The organism is Enterobacter sp. IF2SW-B1 (genome assembly GCF_001743375.1).
Lineage (GTDB): Bacteria > Pseudomonadota > Gammaproteobacteria > Enterobacterales > Enterobacteriaceae > Enterobacter > Enterobacter bugandensis.
Map to the genome: position 1 here is coordinate 384,239 of NZ_MJAA01000003.1, position 13,435 is coordinate 397,673.

A 13,435-nucleotide genomic window follows, 5' to 3' on the forward strand; every position below is an offset into this window, starting at 1 on the left:
TATGGAATTGACGCAACATCAGGCTGACGCGTTTGCCCGCATGCCTTTAACCTATTTGCGCCAGGAATACCCGAACCACATCATGCATCTGCTGAATGATGACGGTGACGTTCTGCCGCCTCGCGAGCTGCACCCGATTTTCTACGGCTGTTTCGACTGGCACTCGGCGGTGCACGGCTACTGGCTGCTGCTGCGCTGCGTGCGCCTCTATCCTGATCTACCGTGTCGGAATAACATCGTCGCGCTTTTCGACGAGCACCTGACCGACGAGAACGTGGCGAAGGAGCTGGACTATTTCACCGCGCCGTTCCGCGCCTCGTTTGAGCGGCCGTATGGCTACGGATGGCTGCTGGCGCTGGCCCAGGAGCTGAAACAATCGTCGCTGCCGCAGGCCGCAGGCTGGTACCAGACGCTGGAGCCGCTCACCCAGGATATTCGCAACCGGCTGGTGGATTACCTCAGCAAGCTCACCTATCCGATCCGCGTCGGAACGCACTACAACACGGCGTTTGCCCTCGCGCTGGGGCTGGACTACGCCCGAGCCGTGGAAGATAGCGCACTTGAGCAGGCGATTGTGACGGCGGCGGAGCGGTTTTATCTCGCCGACACGCGCTACCCGGCCCACTACGAGCCGGGTGGCGATGAGTACATCTCTGGTGCGCTGACGGAAGCGCTGCTGATGAGCAAGGTCGCAGAGAATTTCCCGGCCTGGTTTGACGCGTTTCTGCCGGATATCGGCTCCATTGCGGCGCTGATGAACCCGGCGGAAGTGAGCGACCGTACCGACCCGAAAATTGCCCATCTGGATGGGTTAAACCTCAGCCGCGCCTGGTGTATGAAGCATATCGCCAGGGCGCTTCCGGTAAACCACCCGGCCCAGCAGGCCTTGCGTGATGCCGTGGCGAAACACCTGGCGGCAAGCGTCGGGCACGTGGTGGGCAGCCACTACAGCGGCGGGCACTGGCTGGCGAGCTTTGCGCTACTGGCGCTGGAATAAACAAATACGCCGTCTTTCCTGCCGGGTGGCGCTGCGCTTATTTGCCCTACATTGTGAAATGCACAATTCCTGTAGGCCCGCGCAAGCGTAGCGCCGCCTTAATTTTTTTGATTTTTAATGCGGTTAATACCTTAGTCGGATATTTTTCCGTCATTTCTCTGTAAACAGATATCTTTTTTACCATCGCAAAGGTGTACGATATGCGGCCATATACCCACATGAAATAGGTGGTTAATATGGCTGTTATACCTTTGTTACCCAAAGAAGGAATCGCTCTTGTGTTGGCAAACATGAGGATTGCAAGAGCGCATGGTATGAGCAGAAACATGGCTATCCCTACAACCTATCTTTGGTTTTATCAAAAAGTAAGAAATAAGGGACCGTGGGATTACAAGCAAGGACACCCGGAGTTAGCAAATTTTGGGAACTTCAATTATGGTTCGGCTGGCTATGCTGCCGGGATACCATCAGAAACGCTATTGATGGGTGCTGGATGGGCGCAGGAAAGAGCTAAAACCTCCAAAAAGAAATGGGGGCACTGGTATCAAAAACCGCCTTATGGGGATGATCCACACGATCAGTTTTGGATAAGGCAAGGTATAGAATATGCAAAGAAATACGGTTATTAAACGGCTCCATTGCTTACTCACAACGATTCTGTTGCTCGTTGTTTGTGGGTTTCTGACATATCAATACTATTTTAATGCATCTCCTCACGATAGCTTTGTCAGCAAACAGAAACTCTCTGATACCGTCACACTGTACATAACTAAGTATGATGATGGAGACGCTACGGTGTCGGATGTTTACCGCTTCTATTTAGATAAAGACAACAGCGGGAACATTATGAAAGCCCTTGAAGAACGATCACCCTTCCTGGAAGCCGATACAAGCAATGTCACAGCTTCAGCTTATGGGAACACGGTAAATGTAAAAATCACGGGCAAGGTTTATTCATTCACTAATTCTGATCTGTTCTATGCCGATGGTGTAGCGATCATGCCTGTAATTAATCTCATAGCCAATGGAATAAGAAATTAATTAACATAAGGAGTTTTAAAAATGGCTGTACCAGTACACCTCTTTTTGAAAGACGATGGCGGAGCAATGATCCGTGGTGGTTCTGATGTTGCAAACCGTGAAGGAAGCATAGAGCTTAGAGATCTGATCCATAACCTGAGCATTCCAACAGATGAGGCAACAGGTAAACTTACAGGTACAAGGCAACATTCAGCCTTCAGTTTAACAAAGGCAATTGACTCATCTTCACCCTATCTATACAAAGCAGTGGCTACAGGTCAGACGCTTCAAAGTGCCGAATTAAAGTTCTATCACATCAATGATGCTGGTCAGGAAGTGGAATACTTCAACATCCTGATGGAAGGCGTGAAAGTCATTTCAATAACTCCAATAATGCATGATACAAGAGATTGTCCCGGTACTGGTCACATGGAAAATGTATCTTTACGATATGCAAAAATCACATGGAAAATTCTGGACGGAAATATACAGTACACTGATGCGTGGAACGAACGTCCTACAGCGTAGTTGTTATAAACAAGCAGCGCCGAGAGGCGCTGCACAGCGTTACGCTGATGCCCGCACCCCAGGGCGCAGCCTGCTCAGGCTAAACAAAACCGATCCTGTTGAGGCGATGACGGCGATCCACAGTGCCAGATGCACGGCCCGATCGTGGTCTGATCCGGTCGTCGCAAGCAGCACCCCCACCGCGGCGGCCCCCAGACATTGCCCGAACGTCCTGACGATAGACAACACCCCTGAGGCATAGCTGGCATATTCCCGCGCCACGTTAGCGAGCATCTCCCGGTTATTGGGGCTCTGGAAGCAGCCAAACCCAATCCCGCAAACCAGACTGCGCAGGCAGATATTCCATGCGGACGGGTTTTCCGGCAACGTCGCCAGCAGGACCAGCCCACCGACAAAAATCATCAGGCCGATAGTCGAGATCAGCGGCGCGGAAAGGGTATCTGCCCAGCGCCCCGCGTGCGGTGCGATCAGCACAATGCCAATTGGCCACGGGGTGAACAGCAGCGCCGAAACCACCGGGCTGAAGCCATACACGCTCTGAAACAGGAACGGCAGCGCGACAAAGGTGATGCCCTGGCTGACAAACGAGGCCAGCGAGGTCAGGGCGGCGAGGGTGAAGCGTCCGTTTCTGAACATAACTGGCGGCAGTATGGGACTGCGCGCGCGCCGAATACGCCAGACGAAGGCGATAGCGCTGACCAGCGTGAGAAGCCCCCAGCCTGCGGCTGCCGGGTTAATGCCTTGCGTTATGTGCTGAAGGCTGTCGGCCAGCATGATTGCAGAACCTAACAGCACGGCGGAGAGCGCGGCGCCCGGCGCATCAAAGGGGGAGCGGTCAACGTCCGACTGGCGCGGCAACGCCTGCCATGCCAGCAACAGGGCAATACTGCCCGGAACAAGGTTAATGGCGAACAGCCACTGCCAGCTCAGCGCGTCCAGTATCGTCCCGCCCAGCACGGGGGCAATTGCCGTGCTGGCGGCAATAAGCAGGGCGTGCAGCCCCAGAATGCGGCCAAGCAGTCGCCCCGGAAAAACGGAACGCAGGATCGCCGGGGCGATACTCAGGGTAGCCGCGCCGCCGATGCCCTGCAGAATACGCATCCCGATCAGCATGTCGGGCGTTTTCGCCAGCGCGCAGCCGAGCGAGGTGAGCGTAAAGGTGGCAAGCCCGGCAAGAAAAACCGGTCGAAAGCCCACGCGCGCCGCCAGCGCCGCGAAGATGGCCAGCGTCATTGCCGCCGATAGTAGATAACCGTTGGCAAACCACACCGCAACGTTCGCGGGAACCTGCATCGCCCTTGCCATGGAGGGCAGCGCGATGTTGATCATGGTGCCGTCAAAGACGCCCATCAGCGTGGTGGTCATGACGGCGGCCATCACCCGGGCGCGTTCATGGCCGGGTAAGCCTTCATCGCCGGGCTGGTTTGAAAAGAGCGTCATCGTCGTTACTCCGCATAAGAATAGTGATGACGAAACTATAATCATGGGGTATACAGGGCGGAAGACGCAGCGCTTGCACTTTATCGTTGCATTTAACGCCTTATCTGAGGAGCCATCGTGTCCGATCCTGACTTTAACCTTCTGGTTGCGCTCGACGTTCTGCTGGCCGAAGCCAGCGTGGCTGGCGCGGCGCGGCGCTTAAACCTGAGCACGTCCGCCATGAGCCGCACCCTGAGCAGGCTGCGGGAGGTGACAGGCGATTCTATTCTGGTGCGGGCCGGTCGGCAGATGGTGCTGACGCCCTGGGCCGAAGCCACCCGGGACCGGGCCAGAAACGCTGTGCATGAGGCAAGGGCGGTACTGCAACCCTCCACGGAAACGCTGAATGTTGAGCGTATGGAGCGCCTGTTCACTATCCGAGCCAACGACGGCTTTGTGGTGGCGTTTGGGCCACTGCTCATTGCCGCAGTGGCGGCGGTGGCGCCCGACGTCTGCATTCGCTTTTCGCCGAAACCTGAGAAAACGTCGCGCTATCTGCGAGAGGGGCTGGTTGACCTGGAGATCGGCGTGCAGAGCAATATGGGTCCTGAAATTCGTCTGCAACGGCTCTTTCAGGACCGGTTTGTTGGCGCGGTGCGCCAGGGGCATCCGCTGGCCTCGCTGTCGTCAGTCAGCCTGGAGCATTATGTCGCCTGGGGGCACGTGGTGGCCTCGCCCGACGGCTCGTTACACGGATTTGTCGATGAGGCGCTGGCGGAACGCGGGATGAAGCGCAAAATTGCCAGCGTGGTGCCAGGGTTCCCGACGGCGTTATCGGTGGCGATGGTCTCCGATCTCGTTGCCATGGTGCCGGCGCTCTATCTGCTCAATCAGCCGATGACCGAGCGCGTGCACGTCTTTGAACTGCCGTTTAAAACCCGGAGTATTACGGTGTCACAGATGTGGCATCCGCGCATGGAAAAGGACCCGGCGCATCGCTGGCTCAGGGAAAAGGTGCTGGAGGTGTGCCGCGCTGTACGCTGACGGCTCAGGCCACTTTTTTCGGCACGGAGAGAATGAAGCGCGTCGATACCGCATCCGATTCCACGCGAACGTTCGTTCTAATTGTGTGATGTGCGTCAGGTTTTAGTGTTCAGTAATATTACCTTTTACTCGATGAGCGATTGCTTAATACCTCTCCGACAACAGGAGCAGCGGTAAATGCGTTTGGCCAGCCAGCGTAAAACGCGGCTTGGGTAACGATCTCCCCAGCTTCCTCAGCAGAAAGTCCATTATCCATCGCCCTGTTAAGGTGATAGCCAATCTGCGCACTCTGTCCGGATGCGATTAACGCGCTGACCGTAATCAGGCTTCTGTCGCGGGGTTTCAGCGCGGGTCTTTGCCAGAGATCCAGGAACAGGGGGTCAGCAGTAAATTTAACCAGGCCTGGAGATATTGGGCCTACATTTTTTTCCACTGTCTCTGAACGCTGCTTTTCTGCTTCCTGATTGAGAGGAAGCAGGTCCGGAGAAGCTTCAGGAAGTGCATCTGCCGTGACGCCACGAGTTTCAAATACTGCTTTGGTCACGCTGACGGCTGACATTGCATTTGGCCAACCTGAGTAGAACGCCAGATGGGTAATGATTTCTGATAATTCCGCTGGCGTCACGCCGCTATCGAGAGCGACGTCAATATAGTGCTTAAGCTCGGCAGGCTGGTTACGGGCAATCAGCATGGCGACGGTCACCATACTACGATCTCTGGGCGAGAGGGCATCGCGTGTCCACAGATCTTCAGTAATCGCTTCTCGACCAAAGCGCGCAAGAGCCGGTGAGACGGAACGAATATCAGCTTCAGGAATCGCTGAAGGTTCAATTTTCATCATAGCTTTACCTCTTGTTTCCTCAGCATTAGCAAAATCAGAAATAACAAGCGACATGGCCGCCGCTGCAATTACGCTTTTCATGTTAATCCTCACTGGTCAACGGTGCGGATCCTGTTTGATTCCGCCTTTGTTACGAAGAAATACCGGTTTTACCGGGATAGCGTCCTTCCTGGCGCTCATATGCGCCGTTTGCTTGAGATAGTCCAGGAAGTGCGGCGTTTGTCGGTGCAGTTGATAATCCTCCTCACTGGCGTAAATCTCATAGAAATACCAGCGGTTCGGACTCTGTGAGTCTGTAGCGGCATACATGGCTAACACGCCTTTCTCTACTTTGAGCGACTCGGCCATTTCAGGAAGGACGATGTTTTTAAATTCGGTCTGAAATTCAGGCTTTACCTCGACGATCACCAGATTATTAATGGTTCGCTCATTCGGTATGATGTGTTTGTCCCCCAGAAACTGTGGCTCCAGAGTGATTTTATTTTTCCGATCGATAATGTCAGGTGCCCGGGCAGCGAATGCCTTGTATGGTTCGGCATTCAGATGTTTGCGGTAAGCACTCTCGTTTTCATAGAGTTCGACCATGAATGCCTTACGTGGATTGTCGCTTCGTTGCAGGGCGTACATCGCCAGCGTACCTGCTTCATGATCAACCGAAGCGGAAATCGTCTGCCTGGCCACGTCTTCAAACTCTTTGTCCCGATCGGGTCTGACGCCGAGCTCAAAGATATTCATCACTACCTTATCCGGTGCGTCCGGTTTTGTTGCAAAGACAGAGGTGCTTATTAGCATGCAAATTAAAAGCATAAGGGGCTTTTTCACGTTGATCCTTTTACTGAAATGACTGTTTGCTACGGCGTCCAGACCTGCTTAACGTCTTTCGTTTGCGGCGTGTTTTGCGCCATAATCCCCGTCAGAACGTGCGGCTGGTAGGTTTCTTCCAGAAACCGAATTTCCTCAAGGCTCAGTTGAAGATTTACGGCGTTTACCGCGCCATCAACGTGATCTTTTTTTGTGGCCCCTACGACAGGTGACGTGACCTTTGTCAGCAGCCAGGCGAGTGAGATTTCCGTCATGGACACCTGATGTCGTTTAGCAAGCTCGGCGACGCGCTCGATAATGCTCCGATCCTGTTCAGCCGTGCTGTCATATTTCCCGCGCGCATAATCATCCTCCGCGGCTCGCCGCGTGTGGCCTTCTTTCCGGGCGAGACGACCGCTGGCCAGCGCGCTATAGGGGGTCATGGCGATATCATCTTCAGCGCACAGACCGAAGAGCTCTCGTTCATCTTCACGCATAATCAGGTTGTAGTGGCTTTGCACGGAAACAAAGGGCGTCAGCCCTTCGCGTTCGGCAAGCGCGTTCGCTTTCGCCAGCTGCCAGGCATAGCAATTGGAAATACCAATAGCGCGCACTTTGCCCGCAGTAACGGCGGCATGCAGCGCTTCAAGCACCTCAATAACTGGCGTGTTGTAATCCCAGATGTGGTAGATGTAGAGGTCGATGTAGTCCATCCCAAGATTCTGCAGGCTCTGGTCGAGCGATCGGGCTATTGCCTCTTTTCCGCCGATCCCCGCGGCAATTTGCGCGGCGGTTCGTGGCAGAAACTTGGTGGCCAGCACCACGTCCTCGCGTTTTGCCATCTCCCGCAGCGCCCGGCCAACGTATCGCTCGCTGGAGCCGTTCTGATAGGCGATGGCGGTATCGTAAAAATTGATACCCTTTTCGAGACCGTAGCGGATGATGTCCCGGCTTGCTGTTTCGTCCAGCGTCCAGCGATGCTGGCCCGTTAACGGGTCGCCAAACCCCATACATCCCATACAGATGCGGGAGACCAGTAAGTCACTTTTACCGAGCCGGGTATACTGCATCGTTATTCTCCCTCTGGATTATTCACGACGGTATTGAGCAGATCGACAAGCCTTGAAGCGTGTTCCCGGGCAAGCGTTTTTTGCTGCGCGATTTTGTCGGAATCCCGGTCTGCATAGCTGATACCGCAGGTATAAACCGGCGCCAGCAGCTCAAGATTGCACAGTCTTGCCGTGGTCTCGAACGGAATAAGATACTCTTCAATGGCATGGCCAAAGAAACCGTCAGCGGTATAGAGCGCCTGTGGCGCCCCTGTAGTGAAGGAGAGGAGCAGCTTTTTACCGCCCAGTTTCGCCGCTGAGCCATGCGCGAAGCCGTGGACAAAGACCTCGTCCAGCCATTGTTTCATTAACCCGGGCAGCCCATACCAGGAAAAAGGAAACTGCCAGACAATCACATCGGCCCTGAGCAGGCTTTCCTGCTCCGAAGCGATATTGAATTTGCCGTCCGGATAGAGCCAGTCCAGACGACGAATTTCAGCATCGGGAAGGGCGGTCGCCACTTCGTCAAGGATAGTGGCGTTGGCGACGGAATGGTTCAGCTCAGGATGACCTGAAATAACAAGGATATTTTTCATTTCAATACGTTAAAGAGGCTGGTGAATTTTTAGTCCAGTATAGAGTGACACCATTATTTTTTTTAGAGCAGTAAAGGCTCATTCACTTTTAGACAAAAACTAATAATGGTCGACTGTTCTCATTGTGCCCGGTCATCATGAACCCGTGAACTACGCCATGATGCCCAGTAAACGTTCCGCATTGCGAAACGCGATGGCCTCTTTTTCAGCCTTGTTGACGGGCAGACTGTCGATAAATGTTTTTACACCGTCCAGGGTCTGATAGGGGTAATCAACGGAGAACAGGATCCTGTCTGCCCCCATTAACGCGTAGATAAACTGGAAGTGCGGCAGTGTCAGCATACCTGACGGGGTAACGTAAACGTGTTCCTGGAAGGTTCTCGTTAGCGTGCGTGACAGACCCGTTGCAGCCAGCGGAAGGCTGTCATCAAGACGCTGCAGCCAGAAGGGCAGCATCTCCCCCCAGTGGCCACTGATTATCTGCAGGTGGGGATATTTATCAAATGCGCCCGATAACATCAGCCGTAACAAATGGATCCCGGCTTCGTGATGCCAGCCCCAGCCAAACATAGAGAGCCGGGCGTTGACCTCTGCATTGAAGCCCGTGAAGTAGGCCTGTTGCACGCTTTTAACCGGTAATCCGGGATGAAGATAGAGTGGCACATTCAGTTTATTAAAGCGGGAAAGCAGGGAGTCATAGTCAGGATGATCGAGAAAGCATGAAGAGGGTCGGCCATTCAGAAGTGCCCCCTTAAACCCCAGTTTTTCAACTGCGCGGACAAGCTCTTTTTCAGCCTCTTCCGGCTGTGCCCAGGGAAGTGTGGCAAATGCCGCAAAGCGATCCGGGTGATTTCTTACCGCCCCGGCAAGGCGGTCGTTTGCCGCCGTATTTAATGTTACCGCTTCATCCCCGGGTGCCAGCTGGGGAAATCCGCCCACAGAGAGGATCTGCAGGGTAATTCCAGCTTCATCCATATCCCTGAGGCGGCGGCTTTCCAAATCAGCGCCTTTCGCGTTTATCAGCGCATTCTTTTCTATCTGCGGCCGGCTTCGGTCAGGATTATGACCATCAGCGACGGTTTTCCCCCAGTCGCCAAGGAAAGGTGCCTGCTCAAGCGCAACAGGCATACACGCTCGCCCTAACTCGCTGTCGAGATAATGTTCTTCGAGGCAAATGATTTTCATATTCTCACCCTTCATACAAAGCAGTAAAAGTGATGCAGATTAGGATCGCCCGGAACAGCCCGTTCGTGAGTGTCATTCATGACAGTCTGTCCCGGACAGGGTTTACACCATCGGTTTTTCCCAAGCGCCTCGTGTATCCACTCTGGTCTCTGTGGCGAGTTGTTCCAGCAGGATGATTTCCTCATCGCGTAACTGGATGTCTGAAGCGTATGCGGCGTCCAGAACGTGATGGACTTTAGTCGCACCAACGAGGGGAAGGGTACCTTTTGCAATAGCCCATGCGATGGCTATCTGTGCAACGCTGGCATTCCTTTCGGCTCCCATTTTTTTCATGGCGGCGGTTAATCTTTCTATCTGCGGCAGTACTGCGTTATAACTTTCGGCCCGGCCACTCCCGGCAGGCATGGGATGATTTGAATCATAACGACCACTGAGCGCGCCTTGCTCCAGGACCATGTAAGCAAAGAACGTGATGTTATTTTGTCGGCAATAATCAAGGATCCCGGCCTCTTCAGAGGCGCGATAAAGCAGGCTGTAGTGATTCTGTACTGCACTGAGGGAATAACCGGAAGCGTTAAGGATTTCGTTGGCGCGTCTGATTTGTGCGAGATTGTGGTTGGAAACCCCGACGCGTTTGACCTTACCGCTTTGTAAAAGTGGGATCAGTCCTGGCGTCCATTTCTCAACGTCGAGGGGATTGTGGATCCAGTAGATATCAATCGCGTCCACACCCAGGCGTCCGAGGCTGGCCTCAAGCATATCGCTGACAGGCTGTGCTGACTGTTCGTTCGCAATCTGCGGCGTGAATTTGGTGGATAAAATCATATCCTCGCGGGGGAACTGACGGACTAATGCTCCCAGCGCTGCCTCGGAACTCCCCATGCCATATACTGCTGCGGTATCCCAGAGATTCAGACCCTTACTCATGGCCGTGGTGAACACGTCTGCCATCTGAGTATCAGAAAGATGATTGCCGAAGACGGTGTCGCCACCGGCAAAGCCTGTGCCCCAGGACCATGTGCCGAGCGCGACTGGAGGAAGAGTTTTCATATTCAGCTCCTGAAAAAAGCCGGAACGTTGCTGACGTAAACCGGCCAAAGAGGGTGAGTAAAGATGAAAGACAGATGAATGAATTAAGTTGGCTGGCGGAGGGCATTTAACAGCGCCACACCGACACCGTGCGCTGAAGCGGGATTCTGCCCCGTGATAAGGCGACCGTCAGTAACCACATTTTCAGACCAGTTCGGGGCTTCATGATGAAGCGCGCCATGCTCGCGGAGTGCAGTCTCAAGCAGGTAGGGAACCACATCTGTGGTGTGAACTTCTTCCTCTTCCTTGTTGGTAAAGGCCGCCACGTTTTTGCCTTTCACCAGGTATTCGCCGCTGCTGAGCTTTGCGTCAACCAATGCCGCAGGTCCGTGGCAGACGGCTGAGACAATCCCATCACTTTCATACACTTCGCGGATAATACGCTGGGCATCCTGGCTGTCGCGGAAATCCCACATGGTTCCATGGCCGCCCGCAAAGAAAACGGCGCTGTAATCGGAACCGTTCAGCTCAGATAACGCTGGTGTTGTTGCCAGGCGCTGCTGAAAATCGGTTTCGTTCCAGTACCAGGCGTTGACAGGATCGCTGAGGTCAAATCCATCCACCGGCGGCTGTCCCCCGCGAATGCTGGCGATCATCGTTTTTAGTCCGGCATCTTCCAGTACTTTCAGCGGATGCGTCAGCTCGGCCAGGAAAAAACCGGTTGGTACACCGGATGCGCCTTTAATCGGATGACTGGAAACGACACACAGCACGGGTTTATCTGCAGGTTTCATATCGGGCCTCACTCTTTATTTTTAAATTCAGCGGCAAAGAGATTTTCCCAGTTAATAAAGGAGCCAAGCGGAATGCACTCAAAGCTTAATAAGCCTGCTTTTGCCAGCGGGAATTCGGCCATTACGTTCATCGCTTCATCGACAGAGTCACATTCAAGAAAAATAGCGACGCCAGGTCTGTCCTGACGGAAGTAGATGTCGCGGATGAAGCCGGATTTATACAATCCCCAGGCGTGCAGTGCTTCAGCGTTAAGGTGTGGAGCATATTTTTCCAGCGATGCTCCAGGTGCGGGGATATCCAGACATAAAATTCGCATAAGTGTCTCTTGTTCTCAGGTTTAAAGGGAAAGAGAGAAGAGTATATGAGCGCCATTTTGAGAAGATTAGGCGGTCATTGGCTTAAGCATATTTAGCCTGTACTTAATAATCAGGTGAGGAGTGCGACAGGGTAAATCTATGCCAGACATGTCTGTTCCTGCATCTGTATATGAATAGTCTGGCTTAATCAGTCGAAAACTCGGGCTGGCTTTCATATTCAGAACGTGCCTTTTCAACCTCGCCCTGATGAATCAAGGACCAGTCTATAAGTGTCATAACTGGCCCCATTAATGTCCGTCCAAGTGGTGTTAGCTCATATTCAACACGTGGCGGGATCGAAGGGAATACCGTCCGCGATACTAATCCGTCTCGTTCAAGACTTCTCAGTGTTAACGTCAGCATTCTCTGAGAGACCTGACCGATGGTACGTCTGAGTATATTAAACCGCAAAGGTCCCTCGGCAAGATGAGCAATGATTAAGATACTCCACTTATCACCAATCCGACTGAGCAATTCGCGGGTGAAAATATTGCAGGTGGGTGCTGTCCGTTTATCTGACGGTATCATGAATGTGCCTTCTTGCGGGTAAAATAACGGTATGTAATATAGCCCTGGTTACAAAACAAAACGACTCGTTTCTTACAGAGAATAAAGGTACTGCTCCTTGAAAAATGCACCCCTTACGCTTTTATCCCCATATAACATCGGGGAATTGACTCTAAAAAATAGAATGGTAATGGCCCCAATGACCCGCAGTCGGGCCGTTACCGGTAATGTACCTAACCCTCTGGCTCCTGTTTACTATGCGCAGCGGGCGCAGGCAGGGTTGATAATATCTGAAGCTACGCAGGTTAGCCGTCAAGGTACCGGATATATAAGAACACCGGGAATATATTCCCTCGCTCAGGTTGAGGCATGGCGTCGCGTAACAGATGCAGTTCATGAAGCCGGGGGAATTATTTTTGCGCAACTGTGGCATGTCGGACGCGTTTCGCATCCTGAGTTCCATGATGGTGTCCTTCCGGTTGCCCCATCTGCAATTAATGCAGAGGCAGACGTTTTTACGTCTACTGGAATAGCACAAACTCCTGTCCCTCGCGCGCTTTTAACAAGTGAAATCGCCGATGTCGTCTCACAGTTTCGTCAGGGTGCTGAAAAAGCTTCTGAAGCCGGTTTCGATGGAGTAGAAATACATGGGAGTTCAGGATATCTCCTTGACCAGTTCCTTCGTGACGGTTCTAACAAACGAGAAGATCATTATGGTGGGACTATTATAAACCGTGCACGTTTTCCTCTGGAGGTCGTCAGTGCAGTGAGCGAAGTGCTCGGCGCCGATCGCGTTGGTTTCAGGGTTGGTCCAAACATGTCGCTACATGGTATGTCTGATTCTTCGCCGGTTGAAACATTCAGTTATTTAGCGACTCAACTCGACGCTATTGGCATCGCCTACCTTCACGTTACCGAAGGTATTGCCGGGCCCGATGCTCCGGTCGCAGGTTCACAGCGGATTGCACCTTATCTTCGTCAGTGTTTCTCGCGAACTTTTATTCTGAATGGTGGATATGATGCTCAGACCGGTGAGGATGCAATTAACAAGGGTGAGGCCGATCTCATCGCCTATGGTGTTCCATTTATTGCCAATCCCGATTTACCCGCAAGATTTGCGTGCGGCAGCGATCTCAACGTTCCGGACCCTGCAACCTTCTATGCGCCGGGACACAACGATGCGGTGGGCTACACTGACTATCCCACACTAAACAAAAGTAAAAAAACATGAATACCTTAATCCATTCTGTGCCGTGAATGTCATCTGA

General features: G+C 53.0%; 16 protein-coding genes. 6 read left to right on the plus strand and 10 right to left on the minus strand.

The annotated features are described in order from the left end of the window. Position 1 precedes the first annotated feature (1 nt). The 4 genes from A6013_RS09440 to A6013_RS09455 all read left to right on the plus strand — a co-directional run bounded on the left by A6013_RS09440 (position 2) and on the right by A6013_RS09455 (position 2,545). Complete coding sequence (locus A6013_RS09440; RefSeq protein ID WP_069732948.1) at positions 2-997, plus strand: DUF2891 domain-containing protein; 996 nt, start codon at positions 2-4, stop codon at positions 995-997. Positions 998-1,233: 236 nt separating this feature from the next. Then, positions 1,234-1,626 (plus strand): polymorphic toxin type 44 domain-containing protein, encoded by a 393-nt coding sequence (locus A6013_RS25175; RefSeq protein ID WP_032623152.1) that lies wholly within the window; start codon positions 1,234-1,236, stop codon positions 1,624-1,626. Then, on the plus strand, positions 1,604-2,038 hold the full coding sequence (locus A6013_RS09450; RefSeq protein WP_048958788.1) for a hypothetical protein: 435 nt from the start codon (positions 1,604-1,606) through the stop codon (positions 2,036-2,038). Before A6013_RS25175 ends, A6013_RS09450 begins: the two co-directional genes overlap by 23 nt. 21 nt (positions 2,039-2,059) lie before the next feature. Further along, complete coding sequence (locus A6013_RS09455) at positions 2,060-2,545, plus strand: type VI secretion system tube protein TssD (protein WP_048999579.1); 486 nt, start codon at positions 2,060-2,062, stop codon at positions 2,543-2,545. 39 nt (positions 2,546-2,584) lie between these two features. Here A6013_RS09455 and A6013_RS09460 read toward each other — a convergent pair whose 3' ends face one another. Then, on the minus strand, positions 2,585-3,985 hold the full coding sequence (locus tag A6013_RS09460; RefSeq protein WP_069732949.1) for an MFS transporter: 1,401 nt from the start codon (positions 3,983-3,985) through the stop codon (positions 2,585-2,587). A 117-nt stretch (positions 3,986-4,102) separates the two neighbouring features. On the opposite strand from A6013_RS09460, the gene A6013_RS09465 reads away from it, so the two are divergent. Continuing rightward, positions 4,103-5,008 (plus strand): LysR family transcriptional regulator, encoded by a 906-nt coding sequence (locus tag A6013_RS09465; protein ID WP_069732950.1) that lies wholly within the window; start codon positions 4,103-4,105, stop codon positions 5,006-5,008. Between the two features lie 118 nt (positions 5,009-5,126). Here the strand turns inward: A6013_RS09465 and A6013_RS09470 are convergent, their stop codons facing one another. The 9 genes from A6013_RS09470 to A6013_RS25180 form a co-directional block, all read right to left on the minus strand. Then, positions 5,127-5,930: a carboxymuconolactone decarboxylase family protein gene (locus A6013_RS09470; protein WP_049137962.1), complete on the minus strand. Its 804-nt coding sequence runs from the start codon at positions 5,928-5,930 to the stop codon at positions 5,127-5,129. Between the two features lie 15 nt (positions 5,931-5,945). Beyond that, on the minus strand, positions 5,946-6,641 hold the full coding sequence (locus A6013_RS09475; RefSeq protein ID WP_175437383.1) for a putative quinol monooxygenase: 696 nt from the start codon (positions 6,639-6,641) through the stop codon (positions 5,946-5,948). A 59-nt stretch (positions 6,642-6,700) separates the two neighbouring features. Beyond that, entirely contained in the window at positions 6,701-7,720 is a 1,020-nt protein-coding gene (locus A6013_RS09480) for an aldo/keto reductase (protein ID WP_069732952.1), read from the minus strand. A 2-nt stretch (positions 7,721-7,722) separates the two neighbouring features. Next, positions 7,723-8,295 carry an NAD(P)H-dependent oxidoreductase gene (locus tag A6013_RS09485; RefSeq protein ID WP_069732953.1) on the minus strand — a complete coding sequence of 191 codons (573 nt, stop codon included), beginning with the start codon at positions 8,293-8,295 and terminating at the stop codon, positions 7,723-7,725. 150 nt (positions 8,296-8,445) lie between these two features. After that, entirely contained in the window at positions 8,446-9,480 is a 1,035-nt protein-coding gene (locus A6013_RS09490; protein ID WP_069732954.1) for an amidohydrolase family protein, read from the minus strand. Positions 9,481-9,582: 102 nt separating this feature from the next. After that, positions 9,583-10,530, minus strand: a complete 948-nt coding sequence (locus A6013_RS09495; RefSeq protein ID WP_048958796.1) for an aldo/keto reductase — start codon at positions 10,528-10,530, stop codon at positions 9,583-9,585. 83 nt (positions 10,531-10,613) lie between these two features. After that, the gene (locus A6013_RS09500) at positions 10,614-11,303 is read right to left on the minus strand and encodes a type 1 glutamine amidotransferase domain-containing protein (RefSeq protein WP_028013171.1); all 690 of its coding nucleotides are present in this window, start codon (positions 11,301-11,303) and stop codon (positions 10,614-10,616) included. A gap of 8 nt (positions 11,304-11,311) precedes the next feature. After that, the gene (locus A6013_RS09505) at positions 11,312-11,620 is read right to left on the minus strand and encodes a hypothetical protein (protein ID WP_014831950.1); all 309 of its coding nucleotides are present in this window, start codon (positions 11,618-11,620) and stop codon (positions 11,312-11,314) included. A gap of 184 nt (positions 11,621-11,804) precedes the next feature. After that, the gene (locus A6013_RS25180) at positions 11,805-12,188 is read right to left on the minus strand and encodes a helix-turn-helix domain-containing protein (RefSeq protein ID WP_072032014.1); all 384 of its coding nucleotides are present in this window, start codon (positions 12,186-12,188) and stop codon (positions 11,805-11,807) included. A gap of 97 nt (positions 12,189-12,285) precedes the next feature. Here A6013_RS25180 and A6013_RS09510 point away from each other — a divergent pair, with 97 nt between their 5' ends. Then, positions 12,286-13,398, plus strand: coding sequence for an alkene reductase (locus A6013_RS09510; protein ID WP_069732955.1), 1,113 nt, complete (start codon positions 12,286-12,288; stop codon positions 13,396-13,398). Positions 13,399-13,435: the final 37 nt, after the last annotated feature.

Coding starts and splice junctions, on each gene's coding strand:
- A6013_RS09440 (WP_069732948.1), top strand. CDS start 2: ATGGAATTGACGCAACATCAGGCTGACGCGTTTGCCCGCATGCCTTTA.
- A6013_RS25175 (WP_032623152.1), top strand. CDS start 1,234: ATGGCTGTTATACCTTTGTTACCCAAAGAAGGAATCGCTCTTGTGTTG.
- A6013_RS09450 (WP_048958788.1), top strand. CDS start 1,604: ATGCAAAGAAATACGGTTATTAAACGGCTCCATTGCTTACTCACAACG.
- A6013_RS09455 (WP_048999579.1), top strand. CDS start 2,060: ATGGCTGTACCAGTACACCTCTTTTTGAAAGACGATGGCGGAGCAATG.
- A6013_RS09460 (WP_069732949.1), bottom strand. CDS start 3,985: ATGACGCTCTTTTCAAACCAGCCCGGCGATGAAGGCTTACCCGGCCAT.
- A6013_RS09470 (WP_049137962.1), bottom strand. CDS start 5,930: ATGAAAAGCGTAATTGCAGCGGCGGCCATGTCGCTTGTTATTTCTGAT.
- A6013_RS09475 (WP_175437383.1), bottom strand. CDS start 6,641: ATGCTAATAAGCACCTCTGTCTTTGCAACAAAACCGGACGCACCGGAT.
- A6013_RS09480 (WP_069732952.1), bottom strand. CDS start 7,720: ATGCAGTATACCCGGCTCGGTAAAAGTGACTTACTGGTCTCCCGCATC.
- A6013_RS09485 (WP_069732953.1), bottom strand. CDS start 8,295: ATGAAAAATATCCTTGTTATTTCAGGTCATCCTGAGCTGAACCATTCC.
- A6013_RS09490 (WP_069732954.1), bottom strand. CDS start 9,480: ATGAAAATCATTTGCCTCGAAGAACATTATCTCGACAGCGAGTTAGGG.
- A6013_RS09495 (WP_048958796.1), bottom strand. CDS start 10,530: ATGAAAACTCTTCCTCCAGTCGCGCTCGGCACATGGTCCTGGGGCACA.
- A6013_RS09500 (WP_028013171.1), bottom strand. CDS start 11,303: ATGAAACCTGCAGATAAACCCGTGCTGTGTGTCGTTTCCAGTCATCCG.
- A6013_RS09505 (WP_014831950.1), bottom strand. CDS start 11,620: ATGCGAATTTTATGTCTGGATATCCCCGCACCTGGAGCATCGCTGGAA.
- A6013_RS25180 (WP_072032014.1), bottom strand. CDS start 12,188: ATGATACCGTCAGATAAACGGACAGCACCCACCTGCAATATTTTCACC.